Genomic DNA, 23,709 nt, shown 5'->3' with positions numbered 1-23,709 from the left:
AATAAATTTATTATTTTACATTTTACATTAATAACAATACCACATTTGTTGAATACCATGATTTTAAAGTGCTACACATGGAGCTATCACAAATCGCAAAAATGCACGGTTCGCAGTAAGCAAACCGTGCATCTTCAAATTTTTAACCCTTGCTCGCTTACGATAACTCCTGTTTACACATCACACTATTGTAAGAATCCATTCAGGATGCCTTCTTTAGCTTCATTCGCTGCAAACGTAGTGCGTTCAGCACAACCGATACCGAGCTAAATGCCATTGCAGCACCTGCCAGCCATGGAGCCAGAAAACCTACTGCCGCAATCGGAATACCAATCACATTGTAGCCGAGTGCCCAGAACAGGTTCTGTTTGATATTGCCCATCGTGCGGCGGCTCATCTCGATAGCATCCGCAATGCTGTTCAAGTCACCGCGCATCAATGTAATATCTGCCGCTTCCATCGCTACGTCCGTTCCGGTACCAATCGCCATGCCGATATCCGCTGTAGCGAGTGCCGGCGCATCGTTGATACCATCTCCGACCATAGCTACCTTCAAACCGCTCTCCTGCAATTTTTTCACTTCTGCGGCTTTGCCTTCAGGGAGAACTTCTGCCAGGACACTGCGGATTCCCGCTTGCTCCGCTACCGCGCGAGCTGTCCGTTCATTATCTCCTGTAATCATAATAACATCGATCCCCATAGCCTGAAGCCGTCCGATGGCCTCGCGCGAGGTATCCTTGATCGTATCCGCCACCGCAATAATGCCTGCCCACTGACCCTGAACAGCAACCAGCATCGCGGTACGCCCCTGTTCCTCCAAAGCGTTCATCTGCTGTATGCTTTCCTCCGGTACATCTACGTTTCCATCCGCCAGCAAGCGGCGTGTTCCCACGAGAATCTCCTCACCAGATACCGTTGCACGGACGCCATAACCAGGAATATTCTCAAACGATGCTGCTGTTTCCAAAAGCAGACCTTTCTCCCGAATGCCATTCACAATCGCCTCGGCTAACGGGTGCTCAGAGCTCTGCTCTGCCGCTCCAACACGCTTCAGCAGTTCCGATTCTGTCCAGCCCGGTGCGGCAACAACGTCAGTTAATACAGGCTTACCTTGAGTAACCGTGCCTGTTTTGTCGAGCACCACCGTCTGAATCTGCTGAGCAGACTCCAGATGCTCACCACCCTTAAATAGAATGCCATATTCAGCCGCACGGCCCGATCCAGCCATAACAGAGGTTGGTGTGGCCAGCCCAAGCGCACACGGACAGGCAATAACAAGCACAGCTATCGCTTTTTCCAGTGATCCGGCGAAGTCTCCTGGGCTTGCAAACAGATACCAGATCAAAAAGGTCAGTACGGCGATTCCCACCACAATAGGGACAAAAATGCCCGAGATCACATCGGCAATCCGCTGAATAGGCGCTTTTGATCCCTGCGCTTGTTCGACGACTTTGATAATTTGCGATAGAGCAGTATCCGAACCCACACGAGTTGCCTGAATACGGAGAACACCGTTTTTGTTCAGCGTCGCACCCGTGACGGGGTCGCCAGGCTTTTTATCCACGGGCAAGCTTTCACCGCTCAGCATGGATTCATCGACAGAGGATTGGCCCTCTTCGACAATACCATCCACCGGAATGCTGTCTCCGGGCTTCACCAGAACCAGATCGCCAACAGCTACGTAGGAAGCCGGAATCAGAACTTCCTGTCCGTCACGAATGACACGTGCTTCACGCGGTGCTAGTTCAATCAAGCTTTTGATGGCCTGTGAAGAACGCCCTTTCGCCACAGCCTCGAACCATTTTCCAAGCAAAATCAATGTAATCAGAATCGCACTGGTCTCATAGTATAGTTCCACCATTGGCATAGCCGCAGCTCCTGCAGCAGTGCCTACATCCGTTCCCATTGCACCATGATTCATGCCCTGGCCCATACCGGCACTAGGTAAATACCCGCTCGTTACCGTCAGATACAGACTGTAGAAGAAGGCTGCGCTGGTTCCGAGTGCCACAAGTACGTCCATATTCGCACTACCGTTCCGAAGCGCCTTATATGCCCCTACATAAAACTGCCACCCAATAACAAATTGCACGGGCGTAGCGAGAAGTAGCTGGAACCATGGGTTTAAAAACAGTTCCGGTACATAAATGCCAGAGGTAAAGGAGAAGTGAGCTACCATTGCCCACAGTAGCGGGATAGACAAGAGTGCGGAGATCATCCACTTCCATTTCTTATGCTGCAGTTCTCGTTCACGAACAGAGGTGGATTCCTCTTGTGTCAATTGTAATTCGGCGCCATAGCCTAGCTGTTTAATCTTGGCTGTAATATCGGAAGATTTGAGTGCACCCGCAGCATATTCAATATGTCCGGTCTCCAGCGCCAGATTCACATTAGCTTGGATAACACCTGGCAACCGTGAAAGTCCCTTCTCAATACGTGCAGAGCAGGCCGCACAAGTCATGCCCGTAATGTCCAGATCAACGGATTCCGTCACCGTACCGTAGCCAAGTGCCGCGACTTTGTCCCGTAGCGCGTTCACACTGGTGGTTTTGGGATCATAGGAGATGGTTGCCTGTTCGATGGCAAGGTTCACATTAGCCTCATGTACCCCTTCCATGCGAGACAATCCCTTCTCCACACGCGTAGAGCAGGCCGCACAGGTCATGCCTGTGATGTGCAGGGTTGTCTTCAAACCTGAATTCCCCGTAGGTGCAAGCGTTGATGCAGGTTCTATATTTTCAGATGCATTTGTTGTCATCATGTCAGCTCCTTTCTAAAAGAATAAATACCCTATAGGGGTATGCAAAAGACAGAAAATCAGGCTTAAACCGTCCCTGTGTGATGAAGTCCGTTGAGGATTGTAATCCTTTTAAAAGGAAAACCGGAGCATCCCGAATTCCACTTCTTATCCTGGCTTGATCCAGGCTCCATAATCACATACGGCTTAAGCCTGCACTGCTATATTTCATTAGTGAACCATTCCCTCGAATCCATTAAACGACGTCGTATCCTTGATCTTCAATTGCCGCTTTGATCTGATCCACTGTAACCGCCTGCTCATTGTACTCTACAGCTACTGTTCCGGCAGCCAGATCAACCTCACCATTTGCTCCTGCACTTTTCACCGCTTCTTCAACGGACTTCACACAGTGGTTGCAAGACATTCCTTTGACATTCAACGTAACATTAGACATGTTCTATTCCTCCTTGGTTATGTTCGTATTGGTGTTTATTCGTTTATCATCTGCACATTACTTCATTAATTTTCTAACGGTAACCAGCAATTCATCCACGACTTCGTGTTCACCCGCCTGAATACGTTCCACAATGCAGCTCTTCATATGCCCTTCCAGCAAAAGTTTACCTACCGAATTCAGCGCGGACTGTGCTGCAGCGATCTGTGTTAACACATCATCACAATATGTGTCTTTTTCAATTAGACCTTTGATGCCACGAATCTGGCCTTCCACTCGGTTCAAACGAGAGATGAGATTGCCCTTCATCTCCTGAGAATGGTGGCTTTTACGAATAGGCTTGCCGTCTTTGTCGAGGTTCATGGCATGGCATGAATCCGCTTGTTGATCTGATTGCTGTTCTATACCTGTACCATCACTTGATACCGAAACTGTGCCTTCATGTACACTCGCCTGCGCTCGTGGCTCTGCGTTCAAAGCATCCGTTGAACCCTTCGCTGCAAATGCAGACTCTTCGGGATGGCTCTGATGATCCATCATAACACCCCTTTTCGTTCGTTCTTTTTCTAGACTAACATACCCCCACGGGGTATTCAAGCGATTTATATTTATTTATTATTGAACATTTTGTGTATGTAATCTTGATACTCAGACTTCTTTCACTGGTAGGCTTACAATTACAAGGGGTATTCCATCCTACTGCTACGTACCCTTAGCCCCATCTGTTCATAAAAAGCCTGTGCATGCGAGTTGAATGTAGAAACCGTTAATTCTAAGTGGTCTGCCTGAAGCTCTCTCCCCAGATCCAACACGGTCTGCATTAATCGTTTGCCTGTTCCATGTCCTTGATGAATAGAATCCACCACGAGTTCATGGATATATAACATCCTGCGATCTGTAAAAAGTGAATGATCCTGAATGATGCTCAGTTGTGCGCTGCTGAAGCCGACAATCTTTCCGTCCTCAACATACTCCGCCACGTAGAGATAACGCTGATCGGATGCGAGCCAATCAGCATATTCCTTTTCCCCTAGCCTGGGTTGCAAAGGTTTATAAATGTCCGGCCTTGCCTGCACATGTAACTCGTGCAATTGATCTAATAACGTGGAAACACCCGGATAATCAGTAGATTGTGCATCTCGAATCTCTATGCCATTCTTCATATTCGTTCCCCTCATCCTTCCTTATTATGTATTTACAACATTATACAAGGATGAAAAAGCAGATACCATACGGTACCTGCTCTGTCGATTAATCTATTCTTTGGAGGATGTATTGATATCTTCGTTATAAGCAACCGGAGATGGTTTAGCTGCCCAATCATCTGCCTGTGGCTCAATGTCCACGCCATTCAAGATCTTCTTCTTCTCCATCAAGGAGTCACCATCTTCATCCAGTTTATTGCGGAGTTTTGCTTCATCCTGAGGTTGATTGTTCTGTGTCATCGTGTAAGTCCTCCTTTTGCAATCTCATGTTGGATTCTGTTCCTGTATATAATTACCCGATAATTTCAAAATCATTCGAAGATAAGTGTCACAATAACACCACCTCAACCAGTTATATAAATAGATAGACAATTCATTTCGACTTGGAGGTATTTTATTGTGAGACCCATGTACAAAGTAATCAGCTCTATTGCTCTGGCAGGAATGATCGGCACAATATCTATTGCTCCGTTTACCACTCCAGCGAGCGCTGCAAAAGTAAAGGCTGAAGTAGCCACGACGGCTACCACCGCATCAACAAAATTAAATAAAAACACAAAGGCGTCAGCTGCGGTTGTTAAAAAAGCAGAACAAACACTCAAAAAACTGACCAAAAAAACGTACAAGCTCGTTCAAGGCAGTTATATTGAGGATTACGGCTGGGATTTTAACGTCCTTGGCACACCTTTCCCAAGCCAATTGCTCGTGGACTTAAAGGGTAATATTCAATCTGGACATATCCAAGAAGAAGAAATCGCCGTTTACATTGAAAATAACAAAATCAGCTACACTCAGCAGAACATAGACATGGATGACGTTGCCGAACAAGACATTCAAGCAGCCGAAGAAGTGTTCAGCAAACTTGACTTACCATCGGGAGAACTGGAGGGTGCTGTGTTACAGCACAAAGGAAAGAAACAAATTCTTGAATTCATGTACACCGATGAGGCGTACGGTACTTGGATCGGGGTGGACAGGGCTACGCATAAAGTTGTTGCTGTAAATGCAAGAGCTCTGGCAGATGATTATTTTAACAAAGGACAGGAAGCTGTTGATGAGTATCATAAAAAAATTAAAGCTATCACGGCAAGACAATTACAGGATAGCGGTGTGGCACAAGCTGAGTTACTGTTCGGAATAGATCTGAATGGTCATATGGTGGAAAAAAAAGCATTTCCTTCTGATCGTGCCTTGTTTACGAAAAAAGGAGCCCCTACCGTGGAGGGCCGCTTCAACTCCGATGGGATTTTCTACTCCATGCATATTGTCTATAAATAACTGTGAAGATCCTCGCTTTTTAAAACGACAACATAAAATGGCGTCTCCGTGGTCAAGTTATGACCTTTCGGGACGCCATTTTGTATAATCTATTCGATTATTGCCAATGCCTGATCCTCACGAGCAAGAGCAGCGAGCGCACGAAGCGCAGCTTCAATCTCGTGCTCTACGGCCTGAGCGACCGCATCGGTATGCGGATCGTACTCGGCAGCAAGATCACTGTCTGCGAAGCCGTCAATGGCCACGATGGCTCCTGCCCGTGCACCACGCAAGGTGCTTACGATATACAGTGCCGCAATCTCCATCTCGGCTGCAAGTGCTCCAGCCTGCTTGTACTTGCGGTGTGGAATCTCCTCCACCCCTGTGAAAAATGCATCCAGTGTTACCGTGATCCCCACGCCAACCTTGGTAGCGCCTGCTCCTACTTCTAATACTTCTCCAGCTTCTGTTCCTGCCTCAGCACTTGCTACATCGCCTGTACCACTGCCCACCTTACGAGCAGCAGCGACCAATGCGCTGGTCACATCGATATCCGCCACCGCCGGGAAACCCTCCGGTACGAGCTGACGTGTCAGTCCGTCGGAGCGCACAGCTGCTGTGCTGACAATAACGCTTCCCGCTGGGTAATCTGCTGTATATGATCCTGCCGTGCCTACACGAATCAGGGTTTTCACCCCTGCACGAATCAGTTCTTCGAAGCACACAGCTGCGCCAGGTGAACCAACACCATGACTGACTACAGCCATCTGTACGCCTTCATATACACCTACAAATGTGCGATATTCGCGGCTGAATGCCAGCTCTCGAACGTCACCCAGCTTGCGGGAAATCTTCTCCGCACGAGCCGGGTCCCCGCACACGATGGCATATGCTGGCATATCTTCCGAATGAATCTGTAAAATCGGCATCAACATCTTAATCAAACTCCTTCTTCGTCCACTCATCCTCAGGAATCGGCAGATCCTCACCGGAGAATCGCTGCTCCTTGAATGGATCGGCAAAATGGTGGAAACCGTTGCTTTCCCAGAAACCATTGCGATCCTCCGTCATGAACTCCAGCCCGCGCACCCACTTCGCACTTTTCCAGAAATACAGCTGTGGCACCACTAAGCGCAAAGGAAACCCATGCTTCGGCGTAAGAGGTTCACCGTTATATTTGAACGCAAGCAATACATCCTCATGCATCAACTCTTCAAGTGGCACATTCGTCTCGTAGTCATGATCCGCATGAATCATGACATACTTTGCTTCCGGTTTAACACCCAGAAGCTTCATAAACTCAGAGAAGCGGATACCCTCCCACGGTGTATCAAACTTTGACCAGCGGGTAACGCAGTGAATATCACTTACCATGTTCACCTGCGGCATCGCTTGAAGCTCAGCCAGAGAGAACACCTTCTCTTCTTCGACTTCACCAAAAACCTTCAAGTCCCAAGTGGAAAGGTCATACTCCGGCACTTCCCCTTCATGCAAAATCGGGAATTTCTCCGTCAGCACCTGACCTGGCGGCAACCGATCTCCGTAATCGGCGCCAGATTTCGGTGGTGGTGTTTTGGTTTTTTTCAAACGCTCAGCCTTGTTATGCACGTCCCTGATTCCTCCTTATTAACGCGAGCTTCCGCCCGCTTTCAATGCATCCTGCGCATACGTCCGGTCTTTGAAAAAGAACATCGCCACGAGTGTCACAATATACGGCAACATCATGGTGAAATGCGTTGGCAGAGAGAAGCCTTGCAGACGAATACTGAGTGCTTCCATGAATCCAAACAGCACACTGGAACCCATAACACCAAGCGGATTCGCTTGTCCAAGCATCGTAGCAACCAAAGCGATGAAACCGCGACCTGCGGTCATGCCTTCGGTGAACATCGTCACCTGACCAAGCGACAGCTGCGCTCCAGCCAGTGCACACAGTACGCCGCACATCAGTACAGCACCATACTGAATACCGCGTACTTTGATGCCGATGCTCTGTGCTGCAATCGGATTCTCACCCACGGAACGCAGACGGAAGCCGGACACACTTTTAAATAGATAGAACTGTAGAGCAATAACAATAATAATACCGAGATATACGAGTGGACTATGGCCTGAAAACACCGTGCCTACCCAAGGAATATCCTTGATCAATGGAATGTCCCATTTCGGAAGGCCCACCATGTTCTTGTCGTAGTATGCACCTTTTACGTCAAAGATCGCCCGCAGAGCAAAGGTCGTAAGTCCCGCCGCCAGAAAGTTCAACGATATACCGACGACGATGGCATTAGCCTTGAGATTAATACTTATAAACGCAAAGAGCGCCGAGAACAGCATCACGATAATAATCGAAAACAGTACCGCGAGCAGTACGTTACCAAAGAGATAGTTGCCCACAATCGCGGAGAACGCCCCGATCAGCACCAACCCTTCCAGACCTACGTTGAATAGACCGACGCGCGAGCATAAAGCCCCGCCAAGTGCTGCGAGCAGAATCGGCGTCATAATCCGCAAGGTTGAGCCAAACATGGCTGCATCAAACAGTTGTTGCATTGGACTTTTTCTCCTTTCTCCGCTTCAGGAAGGAATAACCGATCTGTGCTGAGACAAACAACGTCAAAACGGCCTGAATTACACTGCCAACTTCGAGTGGTACATCGGTATTCCGCTCCATACCCATCGCACCTGTCTGCAAAGCTGCGAGCAGAATAGCCGCTACAGCTGTACCCAGTGGGTGCGAGCGCGCCAGCAATGTCGCCATGATGCCGCTCCACGCATAACTTGCCGAGGATAACGAGCCATCCAGAAAGCGATACTGTGTACCGAGCACTTCGCCAGCACCCGCAAGCCCCGCAAGTCCACCACTGATGACCATGGATAACATCATCATGCGAATCCGGCGAACGCCGCCATAAGCTGCAAAGGATGGATTGCTACCGAGCATGCGAATTTCATAACCGGTTACCGTTTTATGCGTAAACCAGTAAATCAGTATCGCCGCCACAATCGCTATAATGAAGCCAGCATGCAGTCCCATGCCCTGAAACAGCTTCGGTAGCCAGACGCTCTGATCGATCATTGGTGTCTGTGCCATCGCTGCCGATCCTGTCGTATCTTTAAATGGATACGAAACCATATATCCACCGAAATACGTCGCAATATAGTTAAGCAGCAATGTTGTAATTAACAAGTTCATACCAAAGCGCGCATCCAGCCAGCCTGCAAAAAGAGACCAAAGACCGCCGGCGACAATCCCCGCCACAATCGCAGCAACACATACGAACCAGCCCGGCCCTGGCAGATAAAGCGCCGTAAGCGCCGCACTGAGTCCGCCCAGAATCATCTGGCCTTCCGCACCCATATTGAAAAATCCGGCACGGAATGCCAGTGCCACGCCAAGCCCCGCCAGAATAATCGGCGTTGCACGCGCTAGTGTATTAGTGAAGAAATAGAAGTTGCCAAAGGCCCCTTTCCACATCTCGGCATACGTATCGACGATATTACCGCCCACGACCAGAATGGCAATCGCACCGGCGAGCAAGCCGATCAGTACGGCAAGCAGCGGCTGTACAAGTCCGCGAAGTGTTTCTTTTACCCGATTCATACCCGCTCTTTCCCTCCTGCCATTAACAAACTGATCTGTTCTTCAGTCGCTTCCGCTGCCGGAAGTTCTCCGGCAATCTCACCTTCGTACATGACGATAATGCGATCCGATAATTGCAAAATTTCCGACAGTTCGGACGAGATCAGCAAGATACCCGCTCCCTCATTCCGTTTGCGCAACAATTCGGCATGGATGGTCTCCATTGCGCCAATATCAACTCCGCGCGTAGGCTCTGCCGCGATCAGAAACGGTGTATCCTGTGCAAACTCACGTGCAGCTATCAGCTTCTGCAGATTACCACCTGATAGAAATTGGGCTTTTGTTTCCGCCGAGCCTGTCTTGATGCTGAACTGTTTGATCCAGTTCTCCACCATCACCTTGGCGGCTTTGGCTTTGATCATGCCGCGTTTCTGCAACCGATGATGATGTCCCATCAGTCCGTTTTCCTTCACGCTGGCATCCTTCGCGGCCCCCCACATATAGCGGTCCTCCGGAATATGGGCGAGACCATGCTCCCGAATCCGGCGCACCGGCCAGGTGGTCGTGTCCTGCCCGGATAAAAGCACTCGGCCTCCATCCGGCTTCCGCAACCCGGCGATCACCTGAATCAATTCGGATTGACCATTGCCCGAGATGCCCGCAATCCCGACCACTTCACCTTTGCGAACTTGCATATGAATATCCTTAAGGGCAGACCGATCTTTGGCTCCCGATAGATGAACACCTTCAACCTGAAGCACATCCTCACCCGGAACAGATGCCGGCTTGTCCATCCGAACTAGTTCACGTCCTACCATCAGGCGCGATAGTTCTTCGACATTGGTATCCTTTGCTTCTAATATACCCGTAACTTGTCCATCTCGAAGTACGGTGATTCGATCCGCAACATCCATGACCTCTTGCAGCTTGTGTGTGATGATGACAAAAGTTTTGCCCAGCTTCGCGAGTGATTTCATGTTTGTCAGCAGTTCTTTCACTTCTAGCGGAGTGAGCACCGCTGAAGGCTCATCCAATATAATGATGTCTGCTCCCTGATGCAGTACTTTGAGGATCTCTACACGTTGCTGCATACCCAGGGGACATTCCCCGACTTTCTTCCACGGGTCTACTGGCATTCCATATCGTCGGCCCAATTCATTGACCTGTGCCGCTGCTTTTTTCCGGTCAAATACACCTGCTGCCGCCGGTTCACGCCCAATGACAATATTTTCTGCTACCGTAAAGGATGGAAACAGCATGAAATGCTGATGCACCATACCAATTCCGCTGGCCATGGCATGAGATGGTGTAGCAAAGCTAACCTCGCGTCCACGGACTTTGATCGTGCCTGATGTGGGCTGCTCCATCCCGTACAGCATACGCATCAGCGTTGTTTTACCCGCCCCATTCTCCCCCACGAGAGCATGAATCTCCCCCTCGCGCAGATTAAAATGGATATCCTTGTTCGCTGTGAAGCTGCCGTATTTCTTCGTAATGTGCTCCATCTCCAACAACATATCTTGCGCTCGCTCCTCTCGGTTAATATAAGTTCAACGTGAAATGGTTACACTGGGCACTCCGATGACAGAACAACCTTTCGATCACTGTTATCCCCGGATTTTTTGAACGACCTTCTATAAAGGAGAAAATCCGGGGATAAAGGCGAACGCTCCGCTTCTCCAGGTTTCTTCTGTCCTCTCCGTTATCGTGTAAACGTTACGTTCAACATATAAGGTCACTGTAAACAGTAGCAAAACCGGCTGCCTGGTTGGGCAGCCGGCTAACTAAATTGATTACATATCGGTTTATTGCTCATTCTTCATATGAAATATTTCAGATCATATATAAGAAGTGATTTATATCCTAACTATTGTTGCAATGGGTCTTTAACTACAATTTTACCGGATACGATGTCATCTTTGATTGCTTTTACTTTGTCGATAACTTCTTGACCCACAAATGCATTGAGCGGAGACTCGCTGTCACGCGTAACGTATGTCAGACCTACACCGTCTTCTTTCAAACCGTAGTTCACCGCACCTGCTTTGAATGTACCTTCTGCAAAATCTTTCACGGTCTCATAAGCAACGGTATCCGTTGATTTCAACTGGGACAGTACGATATGCTCCGGATCTTCTACTGTACGATCAGTATCTTGCCCAGAAGTATAGAAGCCTTTTTCTTTCGCTGCTTCGAACACACCAAGATCACCTACCGCAGATGCACCTGCGATGAAGTCAGCACCTTTACCGAATTGCACCAGTGCCAATTCTTTCGCTTTAGCCGGGTCATTGAAACCACCAACATAGTTCACCAGGAATTCTGCTTTTGGATTAACGGACTCCAGACCTGCTTTGAAACCTTCTGTATATTTCTTAATCAAAGGAATGTCCATTGCAGCGACCATACCCACTTTGTCTGTTTTAGTGGACAATCCGGCAGCCGCACCAAGCAAGTACGCTCCTTCATATTCACGGAAACCAACGCTACGAACGTTAGGCAGATCAATCGCTGTGTCTACAATCGCAAACGACTTGTTTGGATTCTCGGCAGCAACCTTTTTGAGTGCATCTTCTGCTTGGAACGTTGCTGTAATAATCAGATCATAATTCTCAGCTACAGCTGCACGAAGGTTTTGCTCGAATGCTGCAGGGTCTGTAGACTCGATCGTTTTCGTATCAACTTTGAACTCTTTACCTGCTTTTTTGAAGCCTTCATCCATTTGTACAAAGAAAGGGTTAACCCCTATTTTTTCAGGAAGTACCAGTGCCATCCGCAGGGATTTTTCAGAATTACCGCCTTGAGCGGATTGTTCGTCTTTAGAAGCTGAATTCCCACAAGCAGCCAGCAAAATAGCGACCATTACAATTGATAAGACGAACGATAAACCTCTTTTCATTTTGAAAATTCCCCTTTTCAATAATCTTTTTTATTATCCTAGCGGATAATGTCGATCCTTGTCAATAAAACTTTCAGCGTTTACACTCATATGGAAGATCATCGCAGGAACAGAGATTTCCAGCCTCTGGAAGCCTTGTTATGACTGGCTTTTTTTCGTTGACATTTGGCGCGACTCCGTGCTAAAGTCAATCCAATTATAATATTTCTGATAGGATTTGTCAGAATTATGCCGCATTCCCCTATCATTTTCACCCCATTTTAAGGAGGCATTTCATTTGAAAAAGATCACCCAGATTACGCTGGCGGCCCTGCTCGCCGCTCCGGTAACCCTCGGCAGTCTCAGTCTGCCCGCTTCTGCTTCTGCAGCATCCGCAACTCCGGTTGCGCCTAAAACACTACAAGTGAACACCCCTGCAACAAAAGCACCTACTGTCTACACGGAAAGCGCAGCAGACTTCGCTCAATTCCTGCAAGCCAAGTACGGTATTCAGTTGCCACAGCAATCATCCAAGGGTGATTTTATCAAAGCCATAGCAGCCATTACGGAAGCAAGTTCCGCTCCCACTACAAGTACGGATGCCACAAAGGTACCTGCCTTCAGTGACCTTAAGTCGGGTGACGATGTCTATGATGCAGCTGTTGCTCTGTTTAACAACGGTGTGTTAGCAACAACGGAGGTACGTGCGAAAGATCAACTGAGCATTTATACAGCGGTATTCCTCGCCGTCAAAGCAGCTGGTTTCAAAGAGCTGGCATACACTTATCCTGCTGACAAAACAGCCAAAACACTAGCTAAAGCGGGTATCAAGCCTAATCGTTTGCAAGGACAAGCGGGACAAGAACTGGCAGCAGCTATTAATACTGGACTGGTTCCAGAGAGTCTGTATCCTGCTCTAGTTAAGGGCGGAGCAGCAAGCAAGGATGCAGCGAATATTTTGCTCGGACGTGTGTTGATCAGCCAAGGTAAATATAAAAATGAAATCGGACGCTCCAATGATGCAGATATCTACTCCAAGCTCTATGCTGCATATCGCACAGCTGATTTGATTGAAGCTCCTGAACTCCGAAAAATTGTGGATCAGGCGCTGCGTGAAGATCTCGTTACAGGTTACAACCTGAAAGACAGCCGATTTGACTCCAACTTTATCGATGAACTGACGTTAACTTATGGTCATGACAGCATCAATCATGCGGTGCAACTGATCGGTCTGCTTCGCAGTGAAGGCATCGATGCCGATGTACAATTCCAACCGAAAACATCTGCCTTCATCTATCTGAAAGAGTGGGGCGAGCCGAAAGAAACACCAGATTACAAAGTTACGCAGATTGAAAATGGCAACTACATCGCTTATGCGAAGGAATATGACATTCAGTTTGAATTTAACAATAGTGCGGACAAAGCCCGTTTCAATGACATCGTACTGAAGTTTGCCAAAAAGAATAGCAACAGCAAATCTCCACTGATTATCAATTCTTGGTGGCAGCCACTGTATTACTCACCAACCGCGCTCTCTAACTTCCCGGTGATTACGAACAACAAAATTACGCTTGGTCATTATTATGCCCAATCATTCTCGTTGAAAGAGAATGCCAAGGCTATTCAGGAAGGTTTCCGCAAACTGGCTCCTGAAGCAGACATTACTTCGTACAACTTCTGGGTCGACCAGCCTTTCTTTAATTACTTAAATGGTGGTTCCGAGTAAATTATGGTTCACAACCATTGAATGAAACACTCGCTTTTTAGCAAAACATAAAGCCGTCTTTACCAAATTAGGTTCAGGTTTCGACCTTTATCTTTTGGTAAGACGGCTTTTATGTATACATATACAAATTTCTTCTAAAAAATCATTTTGACCATGCAGGAATTGCCAATATCAGGTCGAATTTCTTATGTACACAAACACGCAAGTATCGTTGCGCACATCCGCAAGAACAGGGGTTAATCATGGTATACGACGGTATTCTGATCGGCTTGATTGTTGGTCTGTTCAGAGGCGGGGTCCGTTACGGGCTCAACCAGTTTGCAACACTCAAGCTACGCGGCGGCTGGATCTTTCCGCTGCTGTTACTTTTCCAGTTTGGCATTTTCTATATGCAGGAGCGATGGAGCTGGGTGGCATCCATTAATGGTTATCTCTTTGCTGCCGTTTATATCACCGGCCTCATCTTTCTATGGCTCAACAGACATCATCAGGGTTTTACACTGATCTGGATCGGGGTGTTTCTCAACTTCATCGTCATGGCTGTTAATGGTGGCCGCATGCCTGTTTCCGTGGAAGCTTCTGCTGTGCTCGGGCCCTATTATGTCGATTTACTTCGAGAAGGTGGAGCCGTATCCAAACACTATATGATGGACGCGTCAACTCACCTTTCTTTTCTCGGTGACATTATCCCGTTATCGAGTCCTTATCCACGAACACAGGTCATCAGCATCGGTGATGTCGTAATGAATGTTGGCATATTCCTGTTTATCCAGTTCATGATGGTAAAGCGGGGCAAAGAAGATGTATCAGCTGCAGAAACATACCTGACCCAGTGAGCATCGGACCAGACTCCAAGGAAGGGAGGTCTTTTCCATGAAGAAATTCGAGGGCATCAAATATTCCCGCATTGTTATCAACGCCATCATCGTAGCGTCTGTCGTTGTAGCACTTACTTCGGGATACAAGCTTGGCGGTTAGGCTTTGCCGCCATAACAGACAAACAGGCTGCGAGCGGCCTGTTTTTTCTTGCTGGATTTTTGGAAGCGATCTTGTTATGTTAAAAAAATATATAGTATATACCTATACAAGAATAACCAATATAAATGCATCGAGCAGGAGTCTGATATCTTCAAAGAGGTCGAAACACTGCACCGTTCGTTTATATTTAACATCACGAGATGACTAAACCCAAGCAGGAGATTTTCTATGAACTTTATACGTAACCTTATCCAAAAAGCAGATCGAAGCATGATTTATGTACTTTTGCTTAGCTGCACCGGGATTGGCGTTTTTATCTATATGAACAAGTGGTCTTATGTACACTTGACTACAACTGACTGGGTCATGGTTTATACCATGCTGGGAGCCGCGCTTATCCTCGACTATTTTACATTCCAGATTCCCCCGAAGGGCAACCAGCAATCCATGGATTCCTCTGTGTATCTGGCCTGCATATTTATGTTTGGCGGGGCATTTAGCCTCTCGGTGTTACTACCAATTTCCATCATTTTATTAATCAAAGACCGCAAGCTGGCCTGGTGGAAACATATCGTCAATTTCAGTATCTACAGTCTCATGATCACCGGGGCTGCTACCGTATTTGAATGGACGGGTGGTCAGGTGGGAGCTATCGATAGTTACAATTTGCTTCCTTACGTTGCAGCTCTGGCTGCCTATTTTATTATTAACACGATCACGCTAGGCTTGTTCTTTCATTTCTCAACTAAGGATGCATTACAGCAGATGAAACGGGCATTCGTGACCGAATCGCTCCTGGTGTATCTGTGTACATTAATCCTGGCGCTCGTGCTCACCATTCTGGTTGTACATAACGGCGTGCTTGGTCTATTTTTATATCTGAGTCTCAGCATTCTGTTGTCCCATGCGTTCAAGCAGCTGTTCATCATGTACCAGTCCATTGAAGAGAAAGCGAATTCGGATCAACGCACAGGCCTGTTCAATCACAGTTATTTCGAGAGCATGCTGGAGACGGAGCTGAACAAGGCACGTACGCAAGGAACTCCGCTCTGTCTGGGCCTGCTGGATATTGATGATTTCAAAAAATATAACGATCAGTTTGGTCATCTTCAGGGTGACAGCCTGCTCGCACTGCTTGGGGATTTTCTTATTCGCAAGACCGAAGGCACGCCGGTTACCGCTTTTCGATATGGTGGGGAAGAATTCACGTTGCTGATGCCAGACATGGATCTCGATGAGTCCTACAGATTCATGAACAAGCTGCGCAAACAGCTGAATGATACCCCTTTTGAAGGCGTCGAGGTATTGCCGCATGGCTGTCTCTCCTTCTCTGCCGGAATTGCTGCATACCAAGTGGATATGTATAACAAGTCTCAACTGGTGGATCAAGCCGACAAAGCGCTCTACTATGCCAAAAAGCAGGGCAAAAACAACGTGCATCGCCACGGCAGCAACGACGGCATGGAGCACGAAATTGATCTGGTTCAGGATGTCCGCGACATCGAACAGCAGTTGAACCTGTTCCAGTACAAGGATATGGATACGTTCAAACATTCCAAACGGGTCTACAAATACGCGCTTGATATCAGCGAAGTGCTTCAATTGGACAATGCAGAGAAACGACGTTTTATACTCGGAGCACTGATCCATGATATTGGTAAACTGGAGATCCCCTGGTCTATCCTGAACAAAAAAGAAAAGTTAACATGTGAGGAATGGGATACGATTAAAGGCCATGTGACCTGGGGCAAAAAAATGGTGATGACGAATGATCGCTTCGCGGATCTGATCCCGTATATTGAACTGCATCATGAGCGATATGACGGTCAAGGATATCCCTATGGCCTGAAAGGTCATGAAATCCCTAAGCTGTGCCGGATGCTGACCGTGATCGATTCCTTTGATGCCATGACCACCGAGCGACCGTATCAGGAGACCAAAAACGTGGATGAAGCCATACAGGAGTTGCGGGCTTGTTCAGGCACACAGTTCGACCCAGAACTTGCCGAGTTGTTCATCCGTTATATTGAGAAACGGACAGCCCATCAATTATTGCAGTAAGGCAATAGTTGCTTCAACGCCAAAGCGCTATCCCCCTAGAGGGATAGCGCCATTTTCATTTTCAACGTGATGTGAAATTTGACCTGATGCATCAGACACATCCAACCTAATTCAGTTCTGTGAAGACTCTTCGTTGCTCATCGTATTCAGTTCATGCGAGGTCTGATGCAGCTCTTTAATCATCTGCTGCAAAAACATGTTGTCTTGGCGACTGATCCCGTGCTGATTGTCTTGAACAAGCATCTGGTGAATGTTCTTCTTGAGCAATTCACTGCGACGTTCCAATACTTCTTGACTCATGTTGTTGCGTCACTCCTTAACATGTTTTGTAATGATTTTGCGTTCTATATAAGTATAGAGGACCTTCCCTCATAGCGAAAACGGGCAGAGCCCTCCTGAGCAGAGAACAACAACCCTCACCTAGCATGACAGCATTTCACCCCTCCGTGTTCTTAGATATCCTTCTAAATACTCCGTGATGCTCCTCACTTTCCTCAGAACAGCTTGGACTAGGGTCTTGGACATGGTTGCGTTATAATGATCCCATTAACCTCATTGTGGAAAAGGTACAGCCTGTTACAGTATGATGTATCCAGCCCTTACAAAGGAGTAATGTATGCATGTCCTACAAACAGATTAAATGGATGATTCTGCTGATCCCTACCCTAACCGTGGGGCTATGGGAATATATTCGCCACCAGTTTCTGATGCCATATCTATCGATGGATGCCGGAAACTGGTTGACACCTGTAATTGTATATCTTGTCAGCGTGACACTGCTTAGCCGTTTGTTCCTGATGTTAGAAGGGGCCCGAGCTGCCCTCGAACAAGAGCGAGCATCCAAAACGGCGCTTGAAGCGCGTGACCAGCTTGCCCGGGAACTGCATGACGGCATTTCACAATCGCTATTCCTGCTCTCGGTAAAGACTGACAAAGCAGGACGCAGTCTTGCAGGCACCAGCCATGAGCAGGATCTGCGCGAGATTCAAAAAACAGTGCACGAAGTCAATACATATGTAAGGCAAGCTATTGCTCAGTTGCGTTATGTACCTTCACCTGTTGCTGATCCTGAAGCCGTTGCTTTGCAAGCCCAAGTTGAGTCCATCGTGAGTGACACCGTTCCTGAAGCAAACTTGGAATGGAAACTAACTGAAATTTCCTTCTCAGCCAAAGAGCAAGTGGAACTACTGGCCTGTATTCGGGAAGCACTGCTCAATGTACGCAAACATGCCCAGGCGACCAAGGTAGAAGTTCGTGCAGAAAAAAATGCCTCTGGGTGGTCTGTTCACATCTGTGATAATGGCATCGGAATTCAGGGAGACCCTATGATGCTCAAAGATCGTTACGGCTTGCGAATCACGAAGGAACGAGCGGAGCAAATGGGATGGGAATTCCTCCTGAATTCCACACCAGGCCATACGCAAATGACAATTAGAAAGGAGCGAATCTAATATGGAGCTGGTACGTGTATTGGTTGTGGACGACCACGCGCATGCGCGTGAGGCAATTTGCACCATTTTATCCGAGGATAGCCTGTTTGAAGTCATTGGCACCGCAAAAAATGGGCAGGAAGCACTGGAGCTAACGGAGCAGTGGATGCCTGACCTGATTCTGATGGATGTGCAGATGCCTGATATGGATGGACTGGAAGCTACACGGCAGATCAAACTTCGTTTTCCGTATGTCATTATTGTGATGGTTACTGTATCGGATGATGTTACCTACCTTTTTGAAGCTCTGAAACAAGGGGCACAAGGTTATCTGCGCAAAAATCTGTCTCCTTCCACTTGGCTGGAGTACCTTCGCGCCATTGTCAGTGACGATGCACCACTCAGCAAGGAGCTGGCATACCGGATTTTACAGGAGTTCCCCGCCCCTCGCAGTGAAGATGTGCAGGAAAATCCATTAACTGCGCGTGAACTGGAAATTCTGCAATGGGTATCCGCCGGATATACCAATCGCGAAATTGCCGAGCAACTGGGCATCTCGGATCAAACGGTTAAAAATCATCTGAAAAATATTTTGCAAAAACTGCAGCTGGATAACCGGGTTCAGCTTACCCGCTATGCACTGGAAAGCGGACTTGCTGGCCGTAAGCCTCGTAAATAAGATGTGTTCCGAAGAGAATAGCAAATAAAAATTTTATCAAAGTGCGCGGCACTTCTGATATGCGATATATAACAGCGCGGTATTTATTAGCGCATCATTTCAAGTATTTGTCACAAATATACGGTAATCCATAATTTTTTATAGCCCAATGTAGTCATACGCCTCCATTTTGGACAAAGTTATAATGGTATAGATTATGTGTAAACGATGAATTATGGATAAATGTAAATCTATAACCCAAGGGTGATGATTTTTTGAGAGTAAGAAGCTTAACCCTGCGTTGGAGCAAACGTCACTGGGCACTGCTCACCAGTCTGTTACTGGTGTTCTGTCTTGTGATGCCGCAATGGGCATCTGCCCATGCATATATTGTGAAGGCATCGCCGGAAGAAAATGAACTGCTCGTGACCGCACCGCAGCGGCTGACGCTGGAGTTTAATGAATCGCTGCAGACGGCCTTTTATGATATTAAAATTACCGGACCTGACGGTAATCAAGCGGGCGATGGTAACGTACAGATTGACTCAGAACGCCCGCACATTCTGGAAACGGGTCTGAAGTCTGGCCTTGCTGACGGGACATATCTCGTCAACTGGAAAGCCGTATCTGCCGATGGTCATCCGATCTCTGGAGCGTATGTGTTCCATATCGGTGAGCCTACCGGAGCACCTGCTGGATTGAAGGATCTGGCATCCGGTTCGGGTGCGACCGGTGGCCCATTGAAATGGATCGTGTCATTTACGGATTGGATTCAGTACCTGGGTCTGTCCGTCATTCTGGGAACACTAGCCTTCTTGCTGCTGCGAATTGCACCTGCTTCGCTACTGCGGGAACCGATGGACGCACCGGGCAGCTACAAGCTGCTTTGGATCAGCTATGCTGCTGCCTCTTTTGCCGCATTGATAAGCCTCCCGCTGAATACGCTCTATGAGTCTGGTGTAGCGCTAAACGAATTCAGTTGGGCCTTGATAGGCAGCGCGCTTAAGCTGACCTCTTTCGGACAGATTTGGATGCTGCAGATGCTGATTGCTATGCTGCTCGCTGTCACAATGCTATCCGGTTATGATCTGGATCGATCCATACGCGTACGCATCTGGTCATCTTACGGATCATTGGTGCTAGTTCTAGGCTGGCTGCTAACCCATGCTATGACGGGACATCCTGCTGCCGCAGAGCAACGTGTGCTTGCTGTAGCCATGGACTTTGTACATCTTGCCGCTGCTGCATTCTGGATCGGGGCTCTCACCGCTATGGCAGTGTGCCTGCCGCCGCTCACCGATCGATTGCCTGCAAAACTGCGAGGCGAAGTGTACTGGGCAGCGTTAAGGAGATTTACCGTTTGGGGTATCGCTGCTGTAGCCGTTCTGGTCGCTACGGGTATCTATGGAAGTCTGGTCATCCTGCCCGCACCGCTACTGAACTCTTTATTCACAACAGCATATGGCCTGGTTCTGATCGGTAAAATTCTGCTACTTATAGTGATGATCGGTTTCGCGCTGATTCATGCCAAACGAGCAAGAGTTGCTACAGGTAAGCAGTTGTCTCGCAGTTTAAAGGCTGAACTGGCTACAGGAGCCATCATTCTTGCGCTCGCGGCTGTACTGACACATCTATCTCCAGGTCAGCCAGCACCCGTCGGTCCTTATAAGGGCACACAAACGGCAGATGATGGCTCCGTGATAACACTTCAGGTAAGCCCAAACGTAGTGGGCGAAAATCAGTTCGAAGTCAGCATAAAGCGAGCGGATGGCAGTATCGTCAAAGATCTCGAACAGGTGACGTTGTCTCTGATCCATCTGGATATGGATATGGGCATCTATGAGATCACCATTCCGAAGAACGATACGGGCGTATACAAGGCAGAGGACTACATCTCTATGCCGGGCAAGTGGAGTATCCAAGTCCACGCGTTAACTCGGTCACTTGATGCCCTCGATGCCGAGTTCAAGATTGAGGCAGCCAAGCCGTAGTAAACAACGAAACCATTGTAAAAGAATGAAGTGTATCTAAAACATTTGCATAAGAATGAGAGGGGTTCTGATTTTGAAAAAGACATCATGGGTATCCAAATTAACATCTGCTATGGCAACAGGTGCAGCAGCATTCCTGCTGTTCTCTGGATTAGCCAGCGCTCACGTCACGGTAAATCCGTCCGTTGCACAAACGAGTGCATGGCAGACGTATACGATTAAAATACCGTCCGAGAAAGAGTTGCCGACAACTAAAATCACACTTAAAATTCCAGACGGTGTTGCATTTAAGCAATATCAGCCGCTTGCTGGATGGAAGATCACAACCGAGAAGAACGATTCCAACGAAGTGACTTCTATTACTTGGGAGATTGATGGAGATAACCAAGGGATTCTGGCTGGACAGTTCCAACAGTTCAACTTTGTCGCACAGAACCCGAAAACCGAAGCAGAAGTAGCATGGGATGCATTCCAATATTACAGCGATGGTAGCATCGTCGAATGGACAGGCCAGCCAGGAGCCAATACGCCTCATAGTATCACAACAATCAGCGAAGACCCTGCAGCTGCTGGTAATGCCGCAACTGGCGGTGATCACCATAGTGCAGGTGCAGCAAAAGATGGTCATGACAGCGCAGGTACAGCAGGTACCGCGACAGGTGACAAATCTTCTGACACCGCGACGGATGGCAAAAAAGGAAATGATGACACGACTCTCGGCGATGCTCTCTCCGATACGGTAACAGGCCAACCCAACAACACGGATTCCGATGCAGGAACGTTGAAGCTACAACAGGCAACGTTAATCGTATCCATCTTGGCCCTGATCATGTCTTTCCTGGGCATTGCACTGGCCACTCGCCGCAAAAAACGCTAATCAGCAGTTTACCTATCCGGGATGGTCCGTGGTAAAGTTTTTTAATAAGATACAAAAAGGAGTTTGCAGCAAACGGGACCACCCCGTTCATGCTGCAAACTCCTTTTTAGTTAATCTATGTCCAGAATCTAGACAACTTGCCGTGTACACTACATGTGCCATCCGCATATGGCACATAACTATATTCTAACGCTGCTCATCCGTTTGAATCATAAATTCAATATACTGGATCAGACTTTTCTTCTGCATCTCGATGGATTGGATACGCTTGGCAAGGCCTGCGAAAAACTCTTCAATCTGCTGCCTCGTATGATCCGCGGATTGTCCTTTCCAATCATTCAGACGGCTGTATAACGCCCTTGCCTCCTGCTCATCCGCTTGCATACGAACCAGCAGCTGTGACAGCTCCTTCTCCGCAATCCTTAGGTCATTCAGTTCCACCAGCAATTGTCCGCTCATCCGTTGTTCCCTCCCCCTCAGTGCACGTTCTCACCTTGAATTCAACGCTATCGCTCCAGCCTGCCTTTTAACATTAGTTAAAATTCACCGGACTCTCATCCGCCTGCCGGAAAGCCTCTGCCTTTTCTTCAATAAAGTTCAGGAACTGGCTCGTATGCTTCATGTGCCATGTGCTCAGCTCCTGGATGGATGCATCCAAGTGAGTCACAATAGGCTCCAGTCTGCGACTGCGGCTTGAATGCAAATATTGAGCCATACGTGTCCGTACCTGATTCAGCTCGGCATTGCATTGCTGGGCATTTTGTTTCCAGCGGGAAGCCACACTTTTCAGTTCTTCCGGGGTAACCTGAATCAGACCAGATCCCAGGGCTGCCGCCGCGCCTCTTCCTACACCGCCTCTCAGCCCCATCGGGCCTACCGCTTTGCTCAGCGGTCCCAGATTCTCCATGAGCCTTGGCGAATAACGAACCCGCTCACCCGTAATCGGATCATACAATTCGTTGGAGATATAACCATTCTTGAAGTCATACTGATCAAGGCTATGATAGTTTTCTCCGCCAAATGTATTTTTTATTTTATCAATCAGACTTACACCATTATTGGCGTCTGCGTAATTCGAATCGATATAATACGTAGAACCTACATGACGATCATATCCGCCTAACGTTCCGCTAGCGACCAGATCGCCCGGACTCGCATAGTTCGTCACTTGTCCATCCAACTCACCGGCCTCGACCCGTCGACGCATTTCCGGAGTCAAGTTGCCCATCACGGAAGGTGCACTGAAGGTAACCGCAGGAAGACCTGTATAAGCGGAAGCATATTGTGCATCGCCACCCCCAAGAGAGTGTCCTGTCAGAGAGAAATTCAGATCGCCATACTTTTCTTTCATATGGTTCGCATAATCTTCCGACTGATACATCTGGTTAGCCCAGCCCGTAGGCGAATAGGTCTTTTCCAGATCCTTTACGCGATCGCCCGTCCAGTTTTCTACATCTCTTACCCGGTCGCCAGCCCAGTTCTCCACTTTGGAAATACCTGTGGAATCTTTGATATTCTGAACCCCTCTGTCGAGCCAATCCGGTGTCAGGTTGTCTACGAATTGTGCCGCGTCTTGTTGCCCTTTGCGGATCAACTCTCCGCCTCCAATGCGTGCATCCATCACAAAGTCAGGTACAGAGCGGTCCAGAGAGGCACTACCTTCGGTTCCCCGATAGGCAATGACCGCCTCCTTGGTCTCCGGATTATAGAATGTCACGGCATCGAAGCCGGAAAATTTATTGCTCTCTGTGCCCTCCAGCACTTGCCAGCCGGGTAGTTCCGTCAGGCGGTCACCTGCCTTCTGATCCTGATAGGCTAACTCCGACAAGGTTTTGTACGTTTCATCATCAATGTTCCTGCCGTTACTCAATCAC

22 protein-coding genes are annotated in these 23,709 nt (G+C 48.0%); 8 read left to right on the top strand and 14 right to left on the bottom strand.

Annotated features, from left to right (window positions below; all coding sequences use genetic code 11):
- Positions 1-202: 202 nt before the first annotated feature.
- The 5 genes from AC1VYS_RS02345 to AC1VYS_RS02325 all read right to left on the bottom strand — a co-directional run bounded on the left by AC1VYS_RS02345 (position 203) and on the right by AC1VYS_RS02325 (position 4,639).
- Positions 203-2,758 carry a heavy metal translocating P-type ATPase gene (locus AC1VYS_RS02345; RefSeq protein ID WP_482912830.1) on the bottom strand — a complete coding sequence of 852 codons (2,556 nt, stop codon included), beginning with the start codon at positions 2,756-2,758 and terminating at the stop codon, positions 203-205.
- A 235-nt stretch (positions 2,759-2,993) separates the two neighbouring features.
- On the bottom strand, positions 2,994-3,194 hold the full coding sequence (locus AC1VYS_RS02340; RefSeq protein WP_482912829.1) for a copper ion binding protein: 201 nt from the start codon (positions 3,192-3,194) through the stop codon (positions 2,994-2,996).
- A 57-nt stretch (positions 3,195-3,251) separates the two neighbouring features.
- Positions 3,252-3,557 carry a metal-sensitive transcriptional regulator gene (locus tag AC1VYS_RS02335; RefSeq protein ID WP_482914887.1) on the bottom strand — a complete coding sequence of 102 codons (306 nt, stop codon included), beginning with the start codon at positions 3,555-3,557 and terminating at the stop codon, positions 3,252-3,254.
- A 314-nt stretch (positions 3,558-3,871) separates the two neighbouring features.
- Positions 3,872-4,357 carry a GNAT family N-acetyltransferase gene (locus AC1VYS_RS02330; protein WP_482912828.1) on the bottom strand — a complete coding sequence of 162 codons (486 nt, stop codon included), beginning with the start codon at positions 4,355-4,357 and terminating at the stop codon, positions 3,872-3,874.
- 93 nt (positions 4,358-4,450) lie between these two features.
- On the bottom strand, positions 4,451-4,639 hold the full coding sequence (locus AC1VYS_RS02325) for a hypothetical protein (RefSeq protein ID WP_482912827.1): 189 nt from the start codon (positions 4,637-4,639) through the stop codon (positions 4,451-4,453).
- Between the two features lie 159 nt (positions 4,640-4,798).
- On the opposite strand from AC1VYS_RS02325, the gene AC1VYS_RS02320 reads away from it, so the two are divergent.
- Positions 4,799-5,677 (top strand): hypothetical protein, encoded by an 879-nt coding sequence (locus tag AC1VYS_RS02320; RefSeq protein ID WP_482912826.1) that lies wholly within the window; start codon positions 4,799-4,801, stop codon positions 5,675-5,677.
- Positions 5,678-5,766: 89 nt separating this feature from the next.
- Here AC1VYS_RS02320 and AC1VYS_RS02315 read toward each other — a convergent pair whose 3' ends face one another.
- From AC1VYS_RS02315 to AC1VYS_RS02290, 6 genes are all read right to left on the bottom strand, one after another.
- On the bottom strand, positions 5,767-6,591 hold the full coding sequence (locus AC1VYS_RS02315) for a nucleoside phosphorylase (RefSeq protein WP_482912825.1): 825 nt from the start codon (positions 6,589-6,591) through the stop codon (positions 5,767-5,769).
- 1 nt (position 6,592) lies between these two features.
- On the bottom strand, positions 6,593-7,264 hold the full coding sequence (locus AC1VYS_RS02310) for a sulfite oxidase-like oxidoreductase (RefSeq protein ID WP_482912824.1): 672 nt from the start codon (positions 7,262-7,264) through the stop codon (positions 6,593-6,595).
- Positions 7,265-7,282: 18 nt separating this feature from the next.
- Entirely contained in the window at positions 7,283-8,206 is a 924-nt protein-coding gene (locus tag AC1VYS_RS02305; protein WP_251509755.1) for an ABC transporter permease, read from the bottom strand.
- The gene (locus AC1VYS_RS02300; protein ID WP_482912823.1) at positions 8,190-9,257 is read right to left on the bottom strand and encodes an ABC transporter permease; all 1,068 of its coding nucleotides are present in this window, start codon (positions 9,255-9,257) and stop codon (positions 8,190-8,192) included. The genes AC1VYS_RS02305 and AC1VYS_RS02300 overlap by 17 nt, the downstream gene beginning before the upstream one ends.
- Complete coding sequence (locus tag AC1VYS_RS02295; protein WP_482912822.1) at positions 9,254-10,753, bottom strand: ABC transporter ATP-binding protein; 1,500 nt, start codon at positions 10,751-10,753, stop codon at positions 9,254-9,256. The genes AC1VYS_RS02300 and AC1VYS_RS02295 overlap by 4 nt, the downstream gene beginning before the upstream one ends.
- Positions 10,754-11,103: 350 nt before the next feature.
- A complete protein-coding gene (locus tag AC1VYS_RS02290; protein ID WP_482912821.1) occupies positions 11,104-12,135 on the bottom strand; it encodes a BMP family lipoprotein in 1,032 nt (343 codons plus the stop codon).
- Between the two features lie 277 nt (positions 12,136-12,412).
- Between AC1VYS_RS02290 and AC1VYS_RS02285 the strand changes: the two genes are divergently transcribed.
- From AC1VYS_RS02285 to AC1VYS_RS02275, 3 genes are all read left to right on the top strand, one after another.
- Entirely contained in the window at positions 12,413-13,840 is a 1,428-nt protein-coding gene (locus AC1VYS_RS02285; RefSeq protein ID WP_482912820.1) for a hypothetical protein, read from the top strand.
- A gap of 242 nt (positions 13,841-14,082) precedes the next feature.
- Positions 14,083-14,676 (top strand): DUF5317 domain-containing protein, encoded by a 594-nt coding sequence (locus AC1VYS_RS02280; protein WP_482912819.1) that lies wholly within the window; start codon positions 14,083-14,085, stop codon positions 14,674-14,676.
- 370 nt (positions 14,677-15,046) lie between these two features.
- Entirely contained in the window at positions 15,047-16,879 is a 1,833-nt protein-coding gene (locus AC1VYS_RS02275) for a bifunctional diguanylate cyclase/phosphohydrolase (protein ID WP_482912818.1), read from the top strand.
- Between the two features lie 111 nt (positions 16,880-16,990).
- Here AC1VYS_RS02275 and AC1VYS_RS02270 read toward each other — a convergent pair whose 3' ends face one another.
- The gene (locus tag AC1VYS_RS02270; protein ID WP_441926827.1) at positions 16,991-17,179 is read right to left on the bottom strand and encodes a hypothetical protein; all 189 of its coding nucleotides are present in this window, start codon (positions 17,177-17,179) and stop codon (positions 16,991-16,993) included.
- A gap of 320 nt (positions 17,180-17,499) precedes the next feature.
- Here AC1VYS_RS02270 and AC1VYS_RS02265 point away from each other — a divergent pair, with 320 nt between their 5' ends.
- From AC1VYS_RS02265 to AC1VYS_RS02250, 4 genes are all read left to right on the top strand, one after another.
- On the top strand, positions 17,500-18,330 hold the full coding sequence (locus tag AC1VYS_RS02265) for a sensor histidine kinase (protein ID WP_482912817.1): 831 nt from the start codon (positions 17,500-17,502) through the stop codon (positions 18,328-18,330).
- 1 nt (position 18,331) lies between these two features.
- Complete coding sequence (locus AC1VYS_RS02260) at positions 18,332-18,988, top strand: response regulator (protein ID WP_482912816.1); 657 nt, start codon at positions 18,332-18,334, stop codon at positions 18,986-18,988.
- Between the two features lie 254 nt (positions 18,989-19,242).
- Entirely contained in the window at positions 19,243-20,958 is a 1,716-nt protein-coding gene (locus AC1VYS_RS02255; protein WP_482912815.1) for a copper resistance protein CopC, read from the top strand.
- A 73-nt stretch (positions 20,959-21,031) separates the two neighbouring features.
- A complete protein-coding gene (locus tag AC1VYS_RS02250) occupies positions 21,032-21,835 on the top strand; it encodes a YcnI family copper-binding membrane protein (protein ID WP_482912814.1) in 804 nt (267 codons plus the stop codon).
- A gap of 186 nt (positions 21,836-22,021) precedes the next feature.
- On the opposite strand, the gene AC1VYS_RS02245 is transcribed toward AC1VYS_RS02250, so the two are convergent.
- Both AC1VYS_RS02245 and AC1VYS_RS02240 read right to left on the bottom strand, forming a co-directional pair.
- Positions 22,022-22,294, bottom strand: a complete 273-nt coding sequence (locus tag AC1VYS_RS02245) for a hypothetical protein (RefSeq protein WP_441926816.1) — start codon at positions 22,292-22,294, stop codon at positions 22,022-22,024.
- A gap of 73 nt (positions 22,295-22,367) precedes the next feature.
- Complete coding sequence (locus tag AC1VYS_RS02240) at positions 22,368-23,705, bottom strand: Tle-like phospholipase domain-containing protein (protein ID WP_482912813.1); 1,338 nt, start codon at positions 23,703-23,705, stop codon at positions 22,368-22,370.
- Between the last annotated feature and the right edge of the window lie 4 nt (positions 23,706-23,709).

The sequence above is a fragment of the Paenibacillus sp. G34 genome, assembly GCF_056856875.1.
The sequence above is the reverse complement of the archived record's forward strand: the minus strand, read 5'-3'. Positions and strand labels throughout refer to the sequence as shown.